The sequence below is a fragment of the Nocardia fodinahabitans genome, from assembly GCF_052983615.1.
This window is the reverse complement of the sequence record NZ_JBRJJC010000002.1, coordinates 87400-107103: the sequence shown is the minus strand read 5'-3', so window position 1 is coordinate 107103 and position 19704 is coordinate 87400. Positions and strand designations below refer to the sequence as shown.

23 protein-coding genes are annotated in these 19704 nt (G+C 66.7%); 20 read left to right on the top strand and 3 right to left on the bottom strand.

Annotated features, from left to right (window positions below; genetic code table 11):
• Positions 1 to 411 precede the first annotated feature (411 nt).
• Complete coding sequence (locus NV348_RS36485) at positions 412 to 834, top strand: hypothetical protein (protein ID WP_447151322.1); 423 nt, start codon at positions 412 to 414, stop codon at positions 832 to 834.
• Here NV348_RS36485 and NV348_RS36480 read toward each other — a convergent pair.
• Both NV348_RS36480 and NV348_RS36475 read right to left on the bottom strand, forming a co-directional pair.
• Positions 788 to 1036: a hypothetical protein gene (locus NV348_RS36480; RefSeq protein ID WP_447151321.1), complete on the bottom strand. Its 249-nt coding sequence runs from the start codon at positions 1034 to 1036 to the stop codon at positions 788 to 790. The two genes, NV348_RS36485 and NV348_RS36480, sit on opposite strands and share 47 nt — an antisense overlap.
• A gap of 68 nt (positions 1037 to 1104) precedes the next feature.
• A complete protein-coding gene (locus NV348_RS36475) occupies positions 1105 to 1236 on the bottom strand; it encodes a hypothetical protein (RefSeq protein ID WP_447151320.1) in 132 nt (43 codons plus the stop codon).
• A 563-nt stretch (positions 1237 to 1799) separates the two neighbouring features.
• On the opposite strand from NV348_RS36475, the gene NV348_RS36530 reads away from it, so the two are divergent.
• The gene (locus tag NV348_RS36530; protein WP_495885086.1) at positions 1800 to 1904 is read left to right on the top strand and encodes a DUF8176 domain-containing protein; all 105 of its coding nucleotides are present in this window, start codon (positions 1800 to 1802) and stop codon (positions 1902 to 1904) included.
• Positions 1905 to 2862: 958 nt separating this feature from the next.
• On the opposite strand, the gene NV348_RS36470 is transcribed toward NV348_RS36530, so the two are convergent.
• Positions 2863 to 3090: a hypothetical protein gene (locus tag NV348_RS36470; RefSeq protein WP_447151319.1), complete on the bottom strand. Its 228-nt coding sequence runs from the start codon at positions 3088 to 3090 to the stop codon at positions 2863 to 2865.
• A gap of 14 nt (positions 3091 to 3104) precedes the next feature.
• Here NV348_RS36470 and NV348_RS36465 point away from each other — a divergent pair, with 14 nt between their 5' ends.
• The 18 genes from NV348_RS36465 to NV348_RS36380 all read left to right on the top strand — a co-directional run bounded on the left by NV348_RS36465 (position 3105) and on the right by NV348_RS36380 (position 19572).
• Positions 3105 to 3848 (top strand): alpha/beta fold hydrolase, encoded by a 744-nt coding sequence (locus NV348_RS36465; RefSeq protein ID WP_447151262.1) that lies wholly within the window; start codon positions 3105 to 3107, stop codon positions 3846 to 3848.
• A 447-nt stretch (positions 3849 to 4295) separates the two neighbouring features.
• Positions 4296 to 4856, top strand: a complete 561-nt coding sequence (locus NV348_RS36460) for a DUF8175 domain-containg protein (RefSeq protein WP_447151318.1) — start codon at positions 4296 to 4298, stop codon at positions 4854 to 4856.
• 12 nt (positions 4857 to 4868) lie between these two features.
• Positions 4869 to 5666: a DUF8175 domain-containg protein gene (locus tag NV348_RS36455; protein WP_357370154.1), complete on the top strand. Its 798-nt coding sequence runs from the start codon at positions 4869 to 4871 to the stop codon at positions 5664 to 5666.
• A complete protein-coding gene (locus NV348_RS36450) occupies positions 5663 to 6070 on the top strand; it encodes a hypothetical protein (RefSeq protein WP_447151317.1) in 408 nt (135 codons plus the stop codon). Before NV348_RS36455 ends, NV348_RS36450 begins: the two co-directional genes overlap by 4 nt.
• Complete coding sequence (locus NV348_RS36445; protein ID WP_447151316.1) at positions 6070 to 6972, top strand: TrbL/VirB6 family protein; 903 nt, start codon at positions 6070 to 6072, stop codon at positions 6970 to 6972. The genes NV348_RS36450 and NV348_RS36445 overlap by 1 nt, the downstream gene beginning before the upstream one ends.
• Before the next feature lie 115 nt (positions 6973 to 7087).
• Positions 7088 to 8044: an SCO6880 family protein gene (locus tag NV348_RS36440; RefSeq protein ID WP_447151315.1), complete on the top strand. Its 957-nt coding sequence runs from the start codon at positions 7088 to 7090 to the stop codon at positions 8042 to 8044.
• Positions 7929 to 8561, top strand: coding sequence for an SCO6880 family protein (locus NV348_RS36435; protein ID WP_447151324.1), 633 nt, complete (start codon positions 7929 to 7931; stop codon positions 8559 to 8561). Before NV348_RS36440 ends, NV348_RS36435 begins: the two co-directional genes overlap by 116 nt.
• The gene (locus NV348_RS36430) at positions 8558 to 8710 is read left to right on the top strand and encodes a hypothetical protein (protein WP_447151314.1); all 153 of its coding nucleotides are present in this window, start codon (positions 8558 to 8560) and stop codon (positions 8708 to 8710) included. Before NV348_RS36435 ends, NV348_RS36430 begins: the two co-directional genes overlap by 4 nt.
• Positions 8707 to 10287, top strand: coding sequence for a putative type IV secretion/conjugal transfer ATPase (locus NV348_RS36425; protein ID WP_447151313.1), 1581 nt, complete (start codon positions 8707 to 8709; stop codon positions 10285 to 10287). Before NV348_RS36430 ends, NV348_RS36425 begins: the two co-directional genes overlap by 4 nt.
• Before the next feature lie 115 nt (positions 10288 to 10402).
• Positions 10403 to 12037, top strand: a complete 1635-nt coding sequence (locus tag NV348_RS36420) for a VldE C-terminal domain-containing protein (RefSeq protein ID WP_447151312.1) — start codon at positions 10403 to 10405, stop codon at positions 12035 to 12037.
• Positions 12034 to 12594, top strand: coding sequence for a hypothetical protein (locus tag NV348_RS36415; RefSeq protein ID WP_447145077.1), 561 nt, complete (start codon positions 12034 to 12036; stop codon positions 12592 to 12594). The genes NV348_RS36420 and NV348_RS36415 overlap by 4 nt, the downstream gene beginning before the upstream one ends.
• Before the next feature lie 78 nt (positions 12595 to 12672).
• Entirely contained in the window at positions 12673 to 14187 is a 1515-nt protein-coding gene (locus tag NV348_RS36410) for a hypothetical protein (protein ID WP_447151311.1), read from the top strand.
• A 170-nt stretch (positions 14188 to 14357) separates the two neighbouring features.
• Positions 14358 to 14717, top strand: a complete 360-nt coding sequence (locus tag NV348_RS36405; protein ID WP_447145075.1) for a hypothetical protein — start codon at positions 14358 to 14360, stop codon at positions 14715 to 14717.
• Positions 14717 to 15739, top strand: coding sequence for a hypothetical protein (locus NV348_RS36400; protein WP_447151310.1), 1023 nt, complete (start codon positions 14717 to 14719; stop codon positions 15737 to 15739). Before NV348_RS36405 ends, NV348_RS36400 begins: the two co-directional genes overlap by 1 nt.
• Positions 15720 to 16610 carry a hypothetical protein gene (locus NV348_RS36395; protein WP_447151250.1) on the top strand — a complete coding sequence of 297 codons (891 nt, stop codon included), beginning with the start codon at positions 15720 to 15722 and terminating at the stop codon, positions 16608 to 16610. Before NV348_RS36400 ends, NV348_RS36395 begins: the two co-directional genes overlap by 20 nt.
• A gap of 81 nt (positions 16611 to 16691) precedes the next feature.
• The gene (locus NV348_RS36390) at positions 16692 to 17636 is read left to right on the top strand and encodes a hypothetical protein (RefSeq protein ID WP_447151309.1); all 945 of its coding nucleotides are present in this window, start codon (positions 16692 to 16694) and stop codon (positions 17634 to 17636) included.
• Entirely contained in the window at positions 17633 to 18619 is a 987-nt protein-coding gene (locus NV348_RS36385) for a hypothetical protein (RefSeq protein ID WP_447151308.1), read from the top strand. The genes NV348_RS36390 and NV348_RS36385 overlap by 4 nt, the downstream gene beginning before the upstream one ends.
• Complete coding sequence (locus tag NV348_RS36380) at positions 18616 to 19572, top strand: hypothetical protein (protein ID WP_447151307.1); 957 nt, start codon at positions 18616 to 18618, stop codon at positions 19570 to 19572. Before NV348_RS36385 ends, NV348_RS36380 begins: the two co-directional genes overlap by 4 nt.
• Positions 19573 to 19704: the final 132 nt, after the last annotated feature.

Here is a 19704-nt window from a genome sequence, read left to right as displayed (position 1 = left end):
GGCGCCGCCACCACCGTCGAGACCGGCGACAAGGGAGTGCTGGGCGAACCATCGAACCGGATGGTCACAAATCAGGCACGGTGGTCAAAGGCGGTCCTCGTCGTCGTCGGAGACGCGGTATGAACGACGAACTGCCCGCGGCGGTGACCGCAGCGGCCGATCAGATCAGACAACGGCGTTGAGGTGATCGAGCCAGTGCTCCATCGACCCAGATCACTGGTCGCCAAGCTACGCCAAGCGCCGCTGCGGCAGCAATTTTCGCCGAAGAGCCGGGAGACCGGTCACGAGTCCCCGCGGAAGGTGTTCGGGGATCGCGTTGCTGGCTAACCATGCGACGAGCCGCAACTGGTTCTCTGCCCGGCGCACCGACAAAGCGGAAGTTCCGTCGTCAATCGGTACGGACAGCACGCGGTGTCGAAGGTCAAGCTGACCAACATCGGATTGTCTGGCGCCGGGATCGCCGCCGGCCCTATACCGACCAGCTACGGCTCGCTGGTCAGCCGTGTAACTGATCTGTGTGTGGCTGGTGACGCCACCTGCGATGTTCAGTCCGCGAGCCCGCTGCTGGCCGCGGTCAACAACATCACCGGACAAACCGAGGGCAGGACCCGGTCGCCGCGATCATACCGTCGCCCAAGCGCTGGCCTCACCGCATTCACCACCGCGGTCAGCGTCGTCAACGACGACATCACCGGCACCAGCCTGGACCAGCTCTCCTACGCGAACCAAACTCTCGGCCAGCGCATCGCGACCGCATCCTCACCGACTGCCACCCACAACCACCGAATCAAACGCCACCTTCGGCGCGCGACAAGATCGGCACGATCAGCTTGAGCGCCGTGGTGTCGGTGGCACAGAAGGTCTTCACCGCCACGACCATCGCCGAACTTGCCGCTGTCGGGCTGTCCAACCCCGCCGCCGCCCGGTCGCGGTGCTCGGCACGAAAGTCGCTGAAGGCGGCGGTGGATCTGGCGCCACCCCAGTCGATCAGTAGCTGGGTCAACGCGGCGTTCGAACCGATCACCTCCACGATCACCGACCCCCCGACCTATACACGACCTCAGCGACCGCCCAATACAGCAACTCCACCGGGCGACGCAGCAGCTACAGCACCGTCTCGGTGACGACCAGCGGCGACACCCCACTGGCCGCGACCACCGCCTGGTTCACCGCCATCGCCCACGACCTCGCCTCCACAGACACGCCATCGAAGCAGTCGACGACGTCGAGCAGCACGACGGATTCCAGCCCACACCCAGTCCCGTCCGCAACAAAAACCCTGCCACGCAACCCGTTTTGCCTGCGGCACCGACCAGTCCGGCGGTGGCACACCCCTAGAGCCCTCTTCGGAGCACGACGGGGGCACTCGTCATCCCCCTGATCAGTGGCTCTTTCAGCGGCGTGCTCCGAAGGGCCCCAACCACCACCCAGCCAATCGAGGAGGTGAACAACATGCCCACCGACGACCTGAGCCCCCACCATGGTGCCGCCTGGCTACACAAACCCGACAGCCCAGAACCACATTCAGACGACCCCCAGCGAGTCGACCCACACGTCGACAGCCAAGCAGGACTGGGCACAACCGGGGGCTCAGCACCGCTTCCGCATCGTCGCGATCAGCGCGGCTGTCTTGAGCGTTGTCACCGGATTGGCTGCGGCCCTCGCGGTGAGCATGTCGGGCGAAAGCCGGGACCGTGCCGCCACCTCCCGACCACCTCGGCCCCCGTCGACGGGCACCACCACCACCTCTGTCGTAGTTGCCACAGAGCGGGCCTGTGCAGGGTTGGCCCGCTCAGACCGTGACGGCCGGTGCCGGTGATACCGCCGTGACCGCCGCGGGCGTGATCGCGGCGTTCGAACACGCCTACTACGTGACCCGCAGTGCTGAAAAGTCCTGCGGTTGACGAGTCCGGGGAGGCTGAGCTCGCACACGAGCCGCTGGCCGCCGCGATCACCCGCGCTGCCGATCGGCACCACCCACTGTGTCGGCGTCACCTCCATCGCGGAGAACACCGCCGAGGTCCACCAGGTGGAACTGCGTCCACGACGGCCGCCGCTTCGACTACCTGCAGGTGATCAACGTATCCGCCGTCGCCCCCGCCGGATTGGTCATCACCAACATTCAGGAAGCGAGGCAGCTGATGCATGCCTTGACCTTGCGCCAGCACCCCTCAAGCTGGGATCGGTGGTCGCCGTTTGGATCCGCCACTGTGAGCGCTCCAGATCGCGTCGCCAGTATCCGGACCGAGCCCCTGCCGACGACCCGAGCGCATCCACCGGTGAGGTCGCGATTGTCGGCGCGCACGGCGGATTGGCTTACTCGACGCTCGCTCCGGTGGTGGGCGCCAGCGGCGGACTGGTGGCAGTCCTGGCCTGGGTCCGGCGCAGACGACGCAGCGGGTCGTCGTGGCGGCGCGGCTGTGTCTGCCGGGGTTGGTCGCGTGTGCAGATCGACCACGTGAATGGCATGTCGGTACCGCTCCTGGCGGTGTCGAGATCGTCGGTGTCGTACTCAGTGCTGCCCGGCCGGGGGCGAGTACCGGCGCCGGTACCGCCGTTATCGCGCCGTGGTCGAGGACACGGCCGAACAGGTGTGGGACATCGGCTGGCACATGGCGAAGCTCATCGAACGTGAACTGGCCGAGCTCGCCGAGTTCAGCCCGTTCGACCCAGTCCCGCAACGGCGCGCCCGCCCTGACTCAAGCGGTGCCCCTCGATGTTCATCACGTCGGCAGCGAGCTCATCGACGCTCTCGCGCGCACAGCGAAAAACCCTATCGAACAACAGGATTCGGAGAGATAACCATGTCCGTTCTATCCGTGGTGGGTGACAGCGTGTCTGCGCTGGCTCAAGAGATCAAGGTCAACCCGACCATCCCGCCGGGCGGGAGACAAACTGACCAATCTGGTGGGGTACTTGTCGTGGCTGGTCATCTTGGCCGGGGTCGCAGCGCTGATCTGTGCCGGTGGCAAGTTCGGCGTGGAGCGCTGGCACGGCGGCGCGGTCGAATCCCCCCAAGATCGTGTTCGCGGCCATGGTCGGCGGCATCATCGCGACCTCCGCCATCACCATCATGAACGCCGCCGTCACCGGAGGTTCCTGACATGCAGGCACCTCAGTTCAGCCACGAATCCCCCAGCAGCGCACCAGATCCGCGCACCGTGACTATCACCGCGGCCGACGGCACAGCGTTGACGGCGACCCGCTTCGGGAAACCGGACGCCGTTTTGACCGTCGTCTACCTGCCCGCACCGCTGGCCAGCGCAGCGCACTTCTCGCCCATGATCGCGCTGATCGCCAGACATTTCAGCGCAGACATCGCGCAGTTGGTCTACGACCAGCGGGGCCACGGCAACGACCTGCCGCTGCGTCCGGGCCGGGCGGGGATGGCCCAACTGGTCGAGGACCTGAACACGGTGATCTCCCACATCGATGGTCGTGTGGTGTTGGTGGTGCATTCGCTGGCAGCGATTGTGCTGCAGGAGTGGCTCTACCGCCATCGACGAGACGAGACCCGCATCGTGGCGATCGTGGCGATCGCACCGGTCACCGAACTTCCAGACCACGCTGGGACGCTGACGGCACGCTCGACGGGGCTGCCCGCCGAGACGGCACCCGTCTCATCCACGAACTTTCCACGGCGCTGGGTGAGCACCGCCTTCGTACCGAGGCCGAGATCGAATCCGCCCGCCGCATCTTGCGTGCGTATCGGCGATGCAGGGCCGACCTGTCAGCAGTCGAAGACCTCCTGCGCGCAACGCCGACCTGGATCGTGGCCGGGCGAGCGGACCCGGTGGCTGTTTACGAGCGGGTCAAGGTGCAGGCCGAGACTGTGTGGGCCGAGATGAGCAGCGTGCGCGACGGCAGGCATGACCTCGCCCGTGCCTTTCCTTGGCTGCCAGCTGCGGCGGTGTCATCCGCGATCCAGGTCGCCCGCGACGCCGACAGGTTCGGGGGCGGCTGGTGATCGCCGAACCGCTGCCCGCGCAGGTGTTGGCGCCGCTGACACAGCTGGTGAATTGGCTGGCCTGGTTCGTGCTGCTGCTGTGCGTGGGACGCGCGACCTTCGTCGGCGGCCAACTCGCCTCCGGATCTACCGAGAAGAAGCGATCGAAGGCTTCATCGGATCCCTCGCCGCCGCCGCACTCCTCGGCTCGGCCAGTGCCCTGGCAATCGCCATCCTTCCCACCTGAAAACACAGGACATCCCTATGTCACAGAAACTTTCGGCACGCGCCCACCGGACGATCACCGTGTGGATCGTGCTCGCCATGGCGGCCATCGCCGCCACGGGCTGTGGGTGACACCGACGCCGACGAGGACCCGCGCGCACCTGCCACCACCGACGCTGCACAGCTGATCCCGAGTGGGCTGAGCTGGCGGACCTACCAAGGCATCGACCTGCCGATCGCAGTGCAAGGTCCCCGCGTGATCGATGGTGTGGTCGCCACGGACTGTGACCGGTCCCCGGTCGGAGCCGCTCTGGCCGCGATCCACGCGACCGTGCGCATGTCGGTCGCACCGGACGGTCAGTGGGCCTCGGTCGGGCAACGAATGATCGCCCCTGGCCGAGGACGCGACACCTGGGCGACAGCTCGCGCCCAGATCTCGATCACCACCCCGGCCACCGACATGGTGCCCAGGATCCTCGGCTACCTCGTCACGGCCTACGCCGACACCGAAGCGCAGGTCCAGACCTACTCGACCTATCCGGACCGCTCGATCACCCGCAACACCGCCACCGTCATCTGGGCCACCGACGGGTGGCGACTGCGACTGCCCGACACCGTCACCGAAAGCCCGGTCACCGCAGTGGATTCGGTGCCCAACGACATGGTCGCCCTGCCGAAACCGTGAGGACCAACTCTGATGCGTTCGACTCGAACCCTGCTCCTTGTGCTCAGCATCATCGCCGCTGTGGTGATCGTCGTGTTCGTCCTGACCGTCACCGGCGACGACCAGCCTGACACCGCCCAACCCTCAGTGCAGAGCGGACAGCCCACGACGACCGCCACGCCGCCGCCGACACCGTCATCAGCGCGTCCGCCAACAGTCGACATGTTCGGCAACCGTCTCGAAGTCCCAGTTGAGGAAGCCGGTGCGGCGCTGCCGCAGATCGCCGAGGATCGGATCGAAGCGACGCGATCGGATTTCCTGACCGCGGCACCGGCTCGATTGCAGTGGCAGCGAATCTGGGACGGCGCGGCCGTGCCGGTCTCAGGCAGCGACGGCCCCGCACGCATCGACGCCGGTGTGGCGGAAGGATTCGCCCACACACCCCAAGGTGCTGCATTGGCGGCGATGGACGCGATCGGGCGGGTCTACGCCGCACCGGAACCGATCTGGCGAAATGTAGTTCGGGACCGCTTTTACGGTGGCGGCGATACGTTGATCGACCAGTTCGCCCGTTCCCGGGCCAGCGCCCCGGATATGGCTCGCTACGTCACCGTCCCCGAAGGGGTGCGGGTACAGCCCGGCTACCGCGATGACCTAGCCGTGGTTCAGCTCGCGGTCCGTTCCACGAGCGGGTACGCGATCGCGACCTGGCCCATGGTCTGGGTCGAGGGCGATTGGCGCATCCGCACTCCCGACGACATTGAAACTCTCTGGCGCCCAGCCACACCCACCGCCTCAACGGCTGGATTCGGCCGCTGGAGGCAGTCGTGACCAGCATCCTCGCCGCGCCGGTCGCACCGGGAGATGGTGTCCACGCCCAACTCCCCGATCTCGCCTGTGTCGCGGTGCCCGGGATAAAGGAAGCGTGCCAACTCGCAGATGCGGCAGGGGGCGTGGCTGAGATGGCGAGCGACTCGGTGATCGGCGGCATCGCAGCCGATCTCATCGACAGCCTCGTGACGGCGCTGCGGTTGGTGATGGCCTGGTGGACGACCTTTCCGTCGCCGGAACTAACCACCTCCCAGGGCCAGCCCGCCCCGGTACTCGCCCAGATCCGCGAATACACCAGCGGCCTGCAGGTGGTGCTGTTGACGGCCGGGATCATATTCGCGGCCGCACGTCTGGCATTGGCCAAGCGGGGTGCCGCGGCGGGGAAGCTCAGGAGAGCTTTCTGATGTTGGCGCGGGCAACGTTCGGCGCGATGACGTTCGGTGTGTTGATCACCGTCGCGACTACGGCTGGCGACGAGTTCGCATCATGGGTTGTCTTCGACGCGGCCCGCGGTGACCTCGATACCGCCGTCGGTCGCATCGCCGATCCGCGGATCACGGGCAACCTCGGCTCCGGAATCCTGCTCGTTCTCAGCGTGCTCGGCTTGATCAGCTTGTTGGTTCAGCTGGTCATGCTGGTGGTTCGACAGGCTCTGCTGGTTGTGGTTGTCGCGGTGATTCCGATGGCGGCAGCAGCGTCGGGGACCGGGCCCGGTTCGCAAGCCTACAAGCGCCTGGTGGCGTGGTCGCTGGCGTTCGTGCTGTGGAAGCCGGTCGGAGCGTTGGTCTATGCGATCGCGTTCACCGTCACCGGCAGTGGTGACGAACCAGATCCCCAGATGATCTTGCTGGGGGTGATCTTGATGGTGATGAGCGTGATCGTGCTACCAGCGCTGATCCGCTTGATCGCACCAGCGGCATCCACGCTCGGAGGCGGAGGCGGAGCGGCATCAGCGCTGGTAGCGCTGGCGCGGGTATCGCCATGTCGGCTGTCGGCAGCGGCGGATCGCAGGCCAGAAAGATGTCTGAGGCTCAAAACTCTGGTCCATCGGCCGGATCATCGAGCCGGGCAGGCTCACCGCCTTCTGGGCCGAGTGGCGCTGGTGGGGCGCGGCCGATGGCAGCGAGTTCGGGATCGCCGTCTGGCGGGACAGGCTCGGCGCCGGGTGGCGGCGGGTCTGTGTCAGCAGGTCCGGTTGGGGGTGGTTCGCGTGCTGGCGGGGCTTCTGCCGCGGGTGCCGGTGGTTCGGGCAATGCGGCCGCTGCCGGTGCGATGGGCGCGGGCCCTGCGGGGGCGGCGATGTTAGGCGCCCAACTCGCAGGCGGCGCGCTGCGAGGCACTGCTTCGGCCGCTCAAAGCTCTATTCCGGAGTCGTCGCCACAGATGGATCCCGATGCACTCGGTCCCGGGGAGGTCCGGCGATGAGCACACGGATGTATGGGCGCTGGGAGCAGCCGCGCTCAGCCGGGTTCTTCGGCCTGACCTGGGGCGTTTCGCTGCTCGGTCTCGGCTTGATCATCACGGTGATGGTGTCGTTCATGATCACCCGCTCGCTGGAATTCGCAGGCGCTGTCCTGCTCGGTGCGGCAGTGGTGTTCGTCCCGCTGGCGGTGACGCGCAACGGGCGCACCGGTTGGGAACTGTTGCTGCTTCGGGTTCAGTTCGCTCGCGCTCGTTCTCGCGGCGAGCTGACCTACCGGTCCGGGCGGTTCTCCCGGCTTCCGGGTTTGGCGAAACTGCCTGGGTTGCTGGCTGATTCGCGCTTGACCGAGTACGAGACGTCGGGTGGGAAGCGGTTCGCGATGCTGCATATCCGGCGTAGCGATCACTACACGGTGATCGTGCGGGTGATCCCGCGCGGCAAGGAACTCGTTGACCAGGCCCAAATCGATTCCTGGGTTGATGGATTCGGTCAGTTCCTGGCCTCGCAAAGCCGTGGTGGAGAAGTCGTCGCGGTGACTGCGGTGTTGGACAACACCGTCGAGACCAGGTTGAAGCAAACTCGGGAAGTCGCCCGGCTGATCCGACCGAACGCCCCTGACTTCGCCAAGTCGGTGATGAGGGAAGCCGCCGCTGACAGCGGTGGGGTCGGGGTGCGGATCGAAGCTCGTATCGCGATCACCTACCGAGCGATCGGCAAAGGCCGCATCCGCCGTGACCAAGCCGAGCAAGCCCGCGAGATCGGGCAACGACTGCAATCGGTGCTATCGCAGCTCGCCCGCGCCAAGCCTACCCGCCACACCCCTATATGCGTGGGAAGTACTGGGCCTGGTCCGGAGCCGATTCGACCTCGCCTCCCAACGCGATGTCGAGGCGGCCGGGGCGCAGATCGTGGAGTCGCAGTCGTGGGATTCGGTCGGACCGCTCGCCCATCATGATCGGTGGGATCACTACGTCCACGACGGCGCCCGCTCGATCACCTGGGAAATGGACGGTGCACCCCGCGGGGCGGTGATGGAAACCGTCCTCGAAGAGCTGTTGCGTCCACGCCCGGATATCCCGCGCAAACGGGTCGCGATCGTCTACCGCCTGCATTCAGCCGCTGAAGCGACGTCGTTGGTGGACTCGGACTTCCGCGACGCGGTCGCCGCCGAACAAACCGAACGAGGGATCTCATCGGCGGCGGCGCGGATCCGGGTCGGGAACACCTCGGCCGCGCGGGAGGAGCAAGCGCGCGGGGCGGGGTTGACCCGGTTCGGGGTGTTGGTGACGGTGACCGATCACCTCGATGCAGACCTGCCCGGAATCGAAGCGTCGGTCAAAGGGATGGCGGCGGCGTCGCGGTTGACGGTGCGCCGCTGCTACGGCTACCAGGCCGCGGGGTTCGCTGCCTCCCTCGGGATCGGGCTGATCTTGCCTGAACACGCTTCCATCTCCGATCGGGTGTCGGGATGAACGCGCGCGCGGGGAGCTTCCGTCGCCGAGGCAAGCCCGCGAAAACCGAGATCGTCGAGGGCATCAGGATCCTGACCACCCTCCATCGTGGTCAGGTCGAGATGACGGCCCTGACCAGGGTGGCCTGCGCGGTTGGCGGGCACGAATGATGCTCTCGAGCGATGACCATCGACGTGCGACCGCAGCGCGCCGCCGCGACGGCGCCGCCGGTGACGGGTTCGACCTCACCGCCCCGGCGTTCACCGACCGCGGCTATACCGGTGCGGGCGGTGGCCGGGCGTCGGTGGTCCCGCGTACCCCGGAGTGGCGTGCGACGACCGTGCAGGTGGCTGGGTTGTGGCCGTTCTGCGTCGGCGCGAGCGCCCCGACCGCGGGGGTGCCGGTAGGTAGCCACTACATCACCGGCGCCCCGGTGCATTTCGACCCGATGTCGTGGTTTCTGCGGGGGTTCATCACCGCGCCGATCGCGTTCGTGTTGGCGCTCAACGGCTTCGGCAAGTCCTCGCTGATCCGACGCATCGTCGCGGGTGCGGTTGCGGCGGGGGAGACCGTGCTGTGCATGGGCGACACCAAAGGCGAATACCGCGACCTGGTCGAGCGCCTGGGTGGGCAGGTCGTCGATGTCGGCTACGGCCACGGGACCATCAACCCCCTCGATGTCGGCGCCTTGGGCGCCACCATCGACCGGCTTCCCGATGCCGATCAGCGTCGCCAGGTTATGGCGCGGGTCGAAGCGGGCCAGATCAACATCGTCGCCGGGCTGATCGAACTCGTGCGCGGCGCCCGGGTCGAAGACTACGAGGAAGTCTTACTCGCCGCCGGTCTGCGCGAGCTCTACAGCCCGGCAGGTGGTTTCACCCACCAGAACCCGCCACTGCTGGAGAACCTGCTCGCGGTGATCTCTGCCGGAGGCGAGCGGTTGCGCGCATTCGCTGAAGAAGACGACGAAATCTCCTACCGGGCCGCTACGAAGACGTTGCGTCGGTCGATGCGTGCCCTGGTCGAAGGACCGTTCGGGGCGATCTTCAACGGACCCACCTCGACCCGGCTGGATCTGTCGAGTCCCGCGATCTGCATCGACATCTCCCGTATCCCCGAAGGCGACACCAAACTGCTGGCAGCGGTCTTGATGACCTGTTGGTCGGACGGGTTCGGCGCGGTCGCCGCCGCCCACGCCCTCGCCGACGCGGGCCTGGCCCCGGCACGGACGTTCGAAGTCGTGATGGACGAGATCTGGCGTGTGCTCGGCGTCGGTGAATTCATGGTCGACCGCGTCGACGCGCTGACCCGACTCAACCGGCCCTTGGCCACCGGGCTGATCATGTGTTCCCACACCATCAAAGACCTCGCCGCCTTCGACTCCCCAGCCGCACAAGCCAAAGCGCTCGGGTTCTTCGAACGCGCCCGCGCGAAGATCATCGGCCCGGTCGGGCCCGAAGAAGCCAACCGCATCGCCGCGGTGGCCGGGATGACCGACACCGAGAAATTGTTGGTCACCTCCTGGGCGGCGCCGCGCCCACCCAGCGACGACGACCTCGATACCTCGCGACGCGAAATACCGCCGGGCACAGGGTGCTACCTGCTCAAGACCGGTGAAGCCGAAGAGCCTGGCATCCCGTTCCGGATGGTGTTCACCCCCACCGAACGCGACTCCGATATCCACAACACCAACCGCCGCTTCGACAACCTCGGCCACACCTCCGGTGGGGCGGTGAATCCGCGATGAGCACCGTCGAACCCGGTCGTCAGCGAAACCCCATCCCGAGCTCGCACACCCACGAGACCCACAGTCACCCGGTGGTGTCGCGATGAGTAGTGCCGCTCGGGCAACGGTCGCGGTCGTGGGCGCGGTCCTGATGCTGCTTGGGCTGCTGCTGTTCGCGGGCGTTGTCGAGGAGGGGGGCTGCGCGCCGTCGGCGGTGCAGAGCGGGGCGGCCTCGGCGACCGGTGACGCGAGGACGATGCCGATGGCCGAGGGCAGCTACACCTTGACCTCGGGTTTCGGGATGCGTTGGGGCACAAACCATCAGGGCCAAGACTTCGCCGCCGCGTCCAAGACTCCCATCTACGCGGTCGCCGACGGACTCGTCGTGCGGGTCGGAGCTGCCAGCGGGTTCGGGATCTGGGTGGTCATCGACCACAACATCGACGGCGAAACCGTGTCCTCGGTCTACGGTCACATGTTCGCCGACGACGTCCGTGTCGAACAAGGCCAGAACGTGCGTATCGGTCAACTGATCGCCGGCGTCGGCTACAACGGTCAAACCGTCCCCCCAGGCCCGGACGGGGCGCACCTGCATCTCGAAATCTGGACCGAAGGAGGACGATTCGGCGGCGGTACGGCCATCGACCCGATGCCGTGGCTGCTCCATGGAAATGCAGACCAGTCGACCAGTGTCGCGACATCGAGCGCGGTGTCGCCGCCGACGACATCAGTCAGCGATGCTCCCGTAGCTGGCGCCGGTGCGGCGGCAGGCTCCGAGCTGCCCGAAATGCCTGCGTCGATCGGCTTGGAGCGTGGGTTGCAGGTCGACTCGATCCGTTTGGCACGCACGATCGTTCAACGGTTCCCTCAGGTGCAGAAGATCTATGGGCAGCGTGGGGATGATCTGCCCGATCACCCCAGTGGCCGGGCGATCGACATCATGATCCCTGACCCGACATCCGGGGACGGCAATGCCCTCGGTGATCAGATCGCCGGCTTCGTTCTCACCAACTCCGTTGCACTGCGGATCGACTATTTGATCTGGCGCCAGACCTACCGTGCGGCCAGCGGCGAGTCCAACCTGATGGAAGACCGGGGCGGGGCCACCGCCAATCACATGGACCATGTCCACGTGACCACCCTGGGCGGGGGATACCCAGACGGCTCACCGATCGGCTCCGTCGCGACCAACCCACCCGGCACCAGCACAGCGTCGACGTGTGGATCCAGTGGCGGAGAGGCCGATCTCGCGCCAAACACTGTCCCCGCCGACTTGGAACCGTGGTATCGGCTGGGTGGCACCGTATGCCCGCAAATCAGCGCGTCGCTGCTCGCTGCCCAGGGCAAACAAGAATCCGGGTACCGGCGCGGGCTGACATCGTCGGCTGGTGCGCAAGGTCTGGCGCAGTTTCTGCCCGGCACCGCGACCGCTCTCGCCTCCGACGGGCAGCCGTATGTGATCGACGCCGACAGCAGCGGCGTCGCCAGCGTGTGGGACGACGGCGACGCGATCATCGGCCAAGCCCGCTACCTGTGCGACATCGCCGACCACGTCGATGCCTGGATCGAGCAGGGCAAAGTCGTCGCCCCCAACGGTGCCGTCGAGCTCTACCTCGTAGAGCTACAACGCGGGCGAATACGCCGTGCTGCGCTCGGGTGGATTTCCCACGGGTTCACCGGATTACGAAGTTCAGACCCGCCCGTATGTGGCCAGCATTCTCGCGATGGCCACCCAGATGTCGACGACGATGAGCTGAGGACACCATGGTGAACCGTCTACCTCTGTGGGCTGTGACCCTCGGTGTCGCGGCCGTCCTGATTGTGCTCGCCACGGTGCTGGTGGTCGGCGCGCAGAACAGTGAGCCCGTGCCCGGTACGCACACACCGGGTACCGCCCACGTGGAGGGGCCGGATCCCTCGGCTGCCGACGCCCGGACCGCCACCCACATGGGTTTGGCGGCCATGTTCTCCTGGCAACCACGCACCGACCCCAGCCCCGGCACCGGATTGACCCGCGCCGCACCGTGGCTGACCGGCGAACTGGCTGCCGCAGCGAACAGTGGTGTCGCGAGCGGATCGGCACCGCTGCCGGAATGGGCGCGATGGCGCGACAGCAACGACATCGTCACCGCCCTGGTCGACGCCGAGCAGACGAAAACCGACATCGCCGGGACGACGGTCGCGGCGTCGGTGACCCAGCAGGTACTCCACAGAGACGGCTCCACCACCCTCTACCGGCGGCTGCACGTCACCGCCACGGTGACAGAGACGTCGCAGGGGTGGCGGATGTCGAGCTATCGCATCAACTCGGTGACCGGCCATGGCTGACACCACCCAACCACTTTCGAGCCCGCCAGCCCGGTGCTGGCCGCGTCGCCGGAGAACAACCCCGGCAGTACACCTCCGATGCTCGTGCATCGACGGATGGCGGCGGCGATCCAGAACGTCACCGTCGATCTGATGCTGCTGGCGCGGGAACCACACAGCCGCATCCAGACTTTCCGGGATCTCTCGATCGCTGGGCGGGTCCTCAACGAACAGGCTGCGGCGATCGGGGTGCCCGCCAACTGGATCGACTTTGGACGACAAGCTGATCAGGAAGGTCGAAAAGCGACCGGGACTTCCTCGTTGCCTCCTCGCCGTCCGGTCTCGCGGTCGCTGCTGATCGCTCAGCTACACCACCAGGCCGACACACTGTGGACCATGGCCGCCGTGGGCCCGGTCCGGCGCGACCGCGGCCCGGTGAGCGCACCGGCAGCGCAGAAGCTGGGTGAGCATCTGCGGTTGCAGTGGTTGCGGGTGGCGATGGTCGCCACCGCCATCAATCTCACCGAAGCCGAAACCCGTGGCTGGTGGGCCACCGATCCGACCCACTGCCACTCACGCCAGGCCCAGATTCAGCAACAGTCGGTACCCGATCAGGGGCGTCAATGGCGTGAGCTCACCCACTTTGCGAGCGTGCGTGAAGCACGGGTCCGTGTCGCGGCGATGCGCATGGTCGGCATCGACCTCACAGCCAGTGCCCCACATCAACTACCACCTGCCCCGCATCTGCTCGAGGCTACTGCCGAGAACGCCTGGCACACCGCATCTCTGGAATCCGAAGGCGTGGGAGGTGCACGCATCGGCGCCGCGATCGCCGCCACCGGTATCGACGACGCCCACAGCATCGCAGACGGCGACACCCACGACCTGCCGCCTCCGACCAGGTCAGCGCAACACCACGTCGAACCGGATTTCTTACCCGATTGCTTCGAGGAGAGCTCCATGACAACCCATCCCACTACCCCTGGCCCGTCAGCGCCGATCACACCCGAAGACATGGTCCGCGACCGGTTGACCGACCTGTGGACCTTTGCGACTACAGAGGAATTCGACAGCCTCGCCACCGAATACGGGTTCACGACCGAAGAAATGTCGCTGCGCTACGTCGTGGCATTGTTGGATGTCGCAGGTATCGACTACCAGGGTCTGCGACAGACCGAAATCCTGTGGGCAAACTCAGGTGCCAACCTCGTGCGCAAGGCCGCGACGGGCCCGGCACTGACAGTGTGGTCGGCGGCGACCCTGCAGGCGTTCACCGTCTGCGCCCCGTCCGGTCGCATGATCTGGCACGAACGCTTCGGCACCGCCATGGTCGATGGTGTCGACGCGGCGACGGTGTCGGCAGAGAAGGCGATCGAGTTGGCCGCTCACGCTTTGCGTGAGTGGGGCGCCGAAGCCGGTGTCTTGCGGTTGAACCTGGCCCGCAGTCGCGGCCTGGACTTCGATCGGCTGCGCCGCATCGCCGCCACCGAGGGCCTGGTCCTCGATATCGCGACCGTCGCGGTCCGCAACTCGGCCGCCGAACAATGCATCGCGCCCGAACGGGTCGTTTGGCGGACGGTCGACCTGCGCGAGCTCTGGCAGAGCGCGTCATGAAACCCGCTGTGTTCGCGACTACCGCCGCAGTGGTCTTGGCGGTAACGGCGGCGAGTGGGTGCTCGACCGCGGATACGCCGGTGGTCGAACCGGTCTGCAGCGCGGAGGCCTTTCCGCCACCACACTCCGAGGTCTGGCCCTGCTCGGCATCGGATGTTCTGCGGGCCGCGGTGACCACGTTGTATCAACTGGACCCGGTGGTCGGGCTGGATGCGCGGTCGATGTTCGAGGCCACACGACCGCTGATGCGGGCCGCGTACTCGACCGACACTCGCGTGGGGACATCGCTCTGGTCGCCGATCACCGTCGCCTCGTGGCAGGACTGGGTCGAGCACCACGTGCCATTGCGGACCGAGGTTCGTCTCACCGGTGACGACCACCCGCCCGATACCGCGACCTCGTCGAGCCGGGTCCTGACAGTCACCCTGACCCCGGCCGAGCGCACACCGATCGCGTTCTCGGTGTACGCGAGATCGACGCGCCAAGGCCCGGAACGCGCGTGGCTGCTCGCCGAAATGCTGGTGCTGTGATGAACGGCGATCCGGTCGAAGAAGGTGGCCAAGCTGTCCGTCAAGGATTCCTGCAAGCGCTGCAGACCGCCCACACCACCAACGCACTGTTCCGCAGCAGAGGAGGGGAATCGCGCTCACGCGCCGAATCCGAGCAGCGATCCGCGATCGAAGCGGCCAAGAACCAACGGTCGTGGATCGAGCACCAGGCCAGGCTCGGAAATCTGGGGTCGGAGCGAGCGCTGAGCATGGCCAAGATCGACGAGGTCCGCGCACGCATCGCCAACGCAGCACAGATCACCGAGGTCGACCTCCGCCACAAAGAAGGCCAAATCACCCGCGCCGAAACAGATCTCGCACGACGCGAACACGATGGTGCGCTCTCTCGAAGACAGAGCAAGGAGCTACATACCGAACGCATCGCCGGCTACACCAACCGCGAAACCCGCGACGTGGAGCTGCACAAACTCGATTTCGAGCTCAAGAAACTGATGATCGAGATCCGGCGGCGTGCGGCTGGATTCACCGACACCTTGCACCACTCGGATGAACGAACCGGTGCAGGACAGGCAGCGGCGGCCCAGTTCGCCGCCGCAGACGCCACGCGCGACCTTTCCCCGGACGCCGAAGCCGCGGCCCAAGCCTACGAAGAACGGTTCATCGACGACACCGGCCTGGACCTCGAAGGCGTCTTGTCCGACAACGGTGCGGATCTGTCCGATCGCGGGCCTGAAGGCATAGGTGACATGGCCGGGCTTGCTGCGGATCTCACGATCACCGCGCACTTGAACGACGAATTCAACTACCTCGCAGATCATCTCGACCACACCGCCGACCCGGTCGCTGACCCGATCTTCGACGCGGAGATCGTCGAGGCCGGTGAATGGATCGAGGCTGCCGTGTCGGCCGCAGCGGTCCACGACATCGACCCCACCGCCCCCGACCCTGACTTGACCAGCGGGGGAGCAGAACCCTCGCTCGCACGCACCACGGGCAAGGAGATCGAAGTATGGCGCGATCCCGATGTGGGACGGGGCCGGTGAGATGTTCGACCCGAACCCGATCCAGGCCAAGCTACTCGCGGTCGTGCAGAACCTGGCCAGCGACAACGCGCGCCTGATCGACCAATCCCGCACCGGGGACAACGAGCAACTGTCGCCGATGGCGTTGGCTCATCTCGATATCGGGCGCCGTACCCGGGAGAACCTGGAAGTGATCGCGACCGCGGTCGGGGTGCCGAAATCGGTGATCGACTACACCCGCGCCTCCGGTGAACGCGGACACCGCTGGCAACCCGGCCAGCCCCTGCTGAGCACCGAGGCTATCGACCGCGACACCCTGCTTCGCGGACACCTGCGGGCAGTCGCGCAACTACAGATGATGGCAGGGGTCGGGGCCGCGTTCTCACGACAGGGAACCCTGCCGCGCGAGGGATTCGCCGCGTTCCGGCGGGTGATGGGTCTGAACTGGCAACGCGTCGGCGCCGTCGGGCACGCCCTAGGCCTGAGCGCCGTAGAACAACAACACGCGTGGCAACCCACCAACAGCCCGTGGACCGACCACGTCGCCCAGTCCATGGCAATGCTGGAGCGGGCAGCGTTGAGGACGCGGTGGCGGGCCGTCGTCGAGACCAACTTCGCCACGGTGTCGATGCCGGTGATGGTGCTCCAAGCCGCCGGAATCACCCCCGACGACATCAACCGCCAACTCCCCGTCCTGCCCGACCGGATGGTCGAGCTCGCCGCAGACGCCCTCGAACCCGACCCCGCGACGCGCGGCATGGGTGGGGCTGGCATCGACGCCGCGATCGAGGCCACCGGCGCCGAGTCCCAGACCGAATTCGAGCCCACCGATCACCGGCCTGCTTCGCACCCGGATCGATACCGCGGGCCCGACACGGGCCCGGGGCCGTGACCAATCGGATGCCACTGCTATCGCCCGTCACAGCCCGCCATCACAGAAAGTTCAGTGATTCAACAGGATTGGAGAAACCGGGTGAGTCATCCGCTCTCAGGTGCTGAGGATCTGCCGTCGTGGCAGCTTCGGCTGCTCGAACAAATTCAGAACTCGAGCTATGAGCACTACCGCACGCTGTTTCACGGTTACCCGCAATACTCGGCCGCCGCCAGTGGCCCGAGCATCCAGCTCGAAAACTGGCGGACCAACCTGCGGGCACTCGAAGCCGAGCGCTCCGAGATCGAGCTCCACGCCCACGGACTCGACATCCCGCAACGAATGATCGACTACGCCACCGACACCGGTGCCCGGGGAGCACGCTGGGGCGATACCCCGGAAACCGCGCTGTTGCCGATGTCCCCGCCCGGGGCGAGCACCACGCGCCTGCACCTGCTCGACCAGATCGCCGATGATGTGTGGCGCCTGGAACACACGGCGCTGGTCCGTGCGGAGTACCTGCATCGCGTCCACACCGGTGGGTTGGCCGACAACGAGCCAGGAGAACGCCAGCTCCACGACAACATGGCCGCGCTGTGGCGCCATGCCGCCGGCACCGCGGCGCTGATCGACCTCGACCCGGGTGAGGCCCACCAGTTGTGGGGCCGTGGACCCGACTCATGGCAACAGTTAGCGGAGCTGACCGCAGCCTCCTACACCGATACCGAGCTGCAGCAACGGTTCGCCGAAATGTCGTGGAAAGGAATCGAAGCCGAAGCCTCGCGCAGCTTTGACAACCTGGCGGCCAGTGCCTCCACAGATCTCGCACCGCCGACCCCGTGGGAGGTCGCCGAGCGCGCCGAACAGGCGCTAGCCGCAGCCAGCTTCGCTGACGAACTGGCCCCACGCCTTGGTCATGGCATCGGCACGGCGGTAGAAGCGACCAGCGCCGGGCTCGGCACCGACTGGGAGCCCGACCCCGATCCACAACAACACCCGCCCGGACGCGGACAGGGAGTGGGCGTCGATCAGGGGGCGGGGTCATGACCAGCGGGCGCGATCTGCACCAGGAGCCCGCACAGTGGAGCGACTGGATGCACAGGATCCAGAACCTCGCCGCTGATGTGAGCCGATTTCACGAATCGGGAACGATGTTGATCGGCGAGGCCGACCCCGCGGATCCCCCACGGCAGGTCCGGCAGCAGGCTAACCGGCTCGACGCCGCCCTCGACGACGCCGAGCAGCAGGCACGGGCCGCAGGCTTGGATCTCACGTGGATCCATGACGCGCGCACGGTGGGCTCGCAGCAAGGCGCGAGCCCGCACCCCAGTGCGGCGCGGCGGGTTCCCCTGCGCGAGCTGGGAATCGAGCGGTTCTTCCTCGACCTGCTCGACCTGGATCTGTGGCAACTCGAGCGGATGGCAGCCCTCGACTCCGCAGTCCACCTTCGAGTCGCGGCCCGCCACGGCGGTATCGCGGTCGAGTCCGCGCGCACATCCGCCCTGCTCGAGCACATGCACGTGCGGTTTTCGCGGGTCTCATCCCTAGTGGTCGGCGCGCAGATCACCTCAGAGGAAGGCGAACGGATGTGGGGCGCCGGCGCTGATGCCATGCGGCGCATGCACGCCACCGCTACCGACCAGATGAGCGACGCGCAACTACTCGAACAGTGGCAGGAGTATGCCGATGCCGACGCGAGACTGCGGATGCCCCTCTACCGGCGCCAGGACCCTGACACCGGAAAGTTCGTGGAGGACAGTCTCACTGACCTGCCGAGCCCACAACGGATGATCTCGCGAGCCGTCCTGATACGCGAAACCCGTCCACCCGAGGGCACCGAACACCCTGCCACGGAACAGGCACTCGGTGCGGCGATCGGTCAACGGCCCCAAGACGCGGATGCGATCGATGCCGGAGTGGAAGCTGCCAGCACCGACACCCACGCCGACTGGGCGCCGGATCCACGAACCGACCCTGATCCGACCATCCCCGGCTACCAGCCGGGCCACGAACTGGGGGAATGGCGATGACCAGCGCACACGAACCCTCCATGAGTCAGCGCCACGGCGAGCTCCTGCGTCGGGTCCAGAACATGGCTGCCCAGCTGCGCGAGGTGACCGACGCCGGACCGGCCATGTTCGACGACGGCGTCTCCGCAGACAGCCAACTGGTGTGGACCGAGCGACTCGAAACACTCCGCATCGAAAGCGAGCATGCCGAGTTCGAGGCGATGCTGGAAGGTGTCGATCCGGGCTGGGTCCTCGATGCCCGCGAACTCGGCAAGCGCGGCGCGAGCTCACCCTCGCCTCACGTGGTGCGCTCCCACCCCGCACGCGCTAACGAAGCGCAGGAGTTCTACCTCGACATGCTCGAGGTAGACCTGTGGAATCTGGAACGCATGGCCAGCCTGGAGGCCGCGCGGGTGAACCGGATCGCTACTGGGCGATGGAATTTCGACCACGACCCGATCGCGGCGGAGCAGTTCTCCGACAACATGGCTGCCCTGCACAACCGGGTGACGGTGCTCGCGGCCGCGGCGCAACTGACACCGGCCGAAGGTGACAGTCTGTGGGGTTCGAGCGTGGAAGGGATCCGCCGCGTGCACGCGGTCACCTTCGCCGCCTACGACGAGCAAGCCTTGGCACAGGAGTGGAACGGCTATGCCCGCGCGGATCCGGCGTTGGCGGTGCCACCGTATGTTCCGCGAGATCCCGAGACCGGCACGCCCACCGAGACCGCCACGGTGGGCCCGCCGACGCCGCGTCAGATGCTCGCCGACGCGACGAGTGCGTTGCGGGTCCAGTTCGTCGACACCGCCATCCGCGGCTCCGAATCAACCGATCTCGCCGCCGAGAGCACTGCGATCACCGCCGTGGTCGACGCGGCCCTGGGCGAGGACCGGGAGTGGATCTGGGAGCCCGACCACGACCCGGCAGCTGGGCGCGGTCGAGAGATCAGCACCGACCGCGGACCAGAACTGTAGGGCCGCAACCGCAAATCTGTGCCTTGTCGGCGCATCGGCTAGGGGGATCTGGACCGAGGCGACCGAACCTGAACCGCTGGGACTTCACACACCCGACAAGGGTGTGACGTTTTCTCGATCCGAGGAAGCACG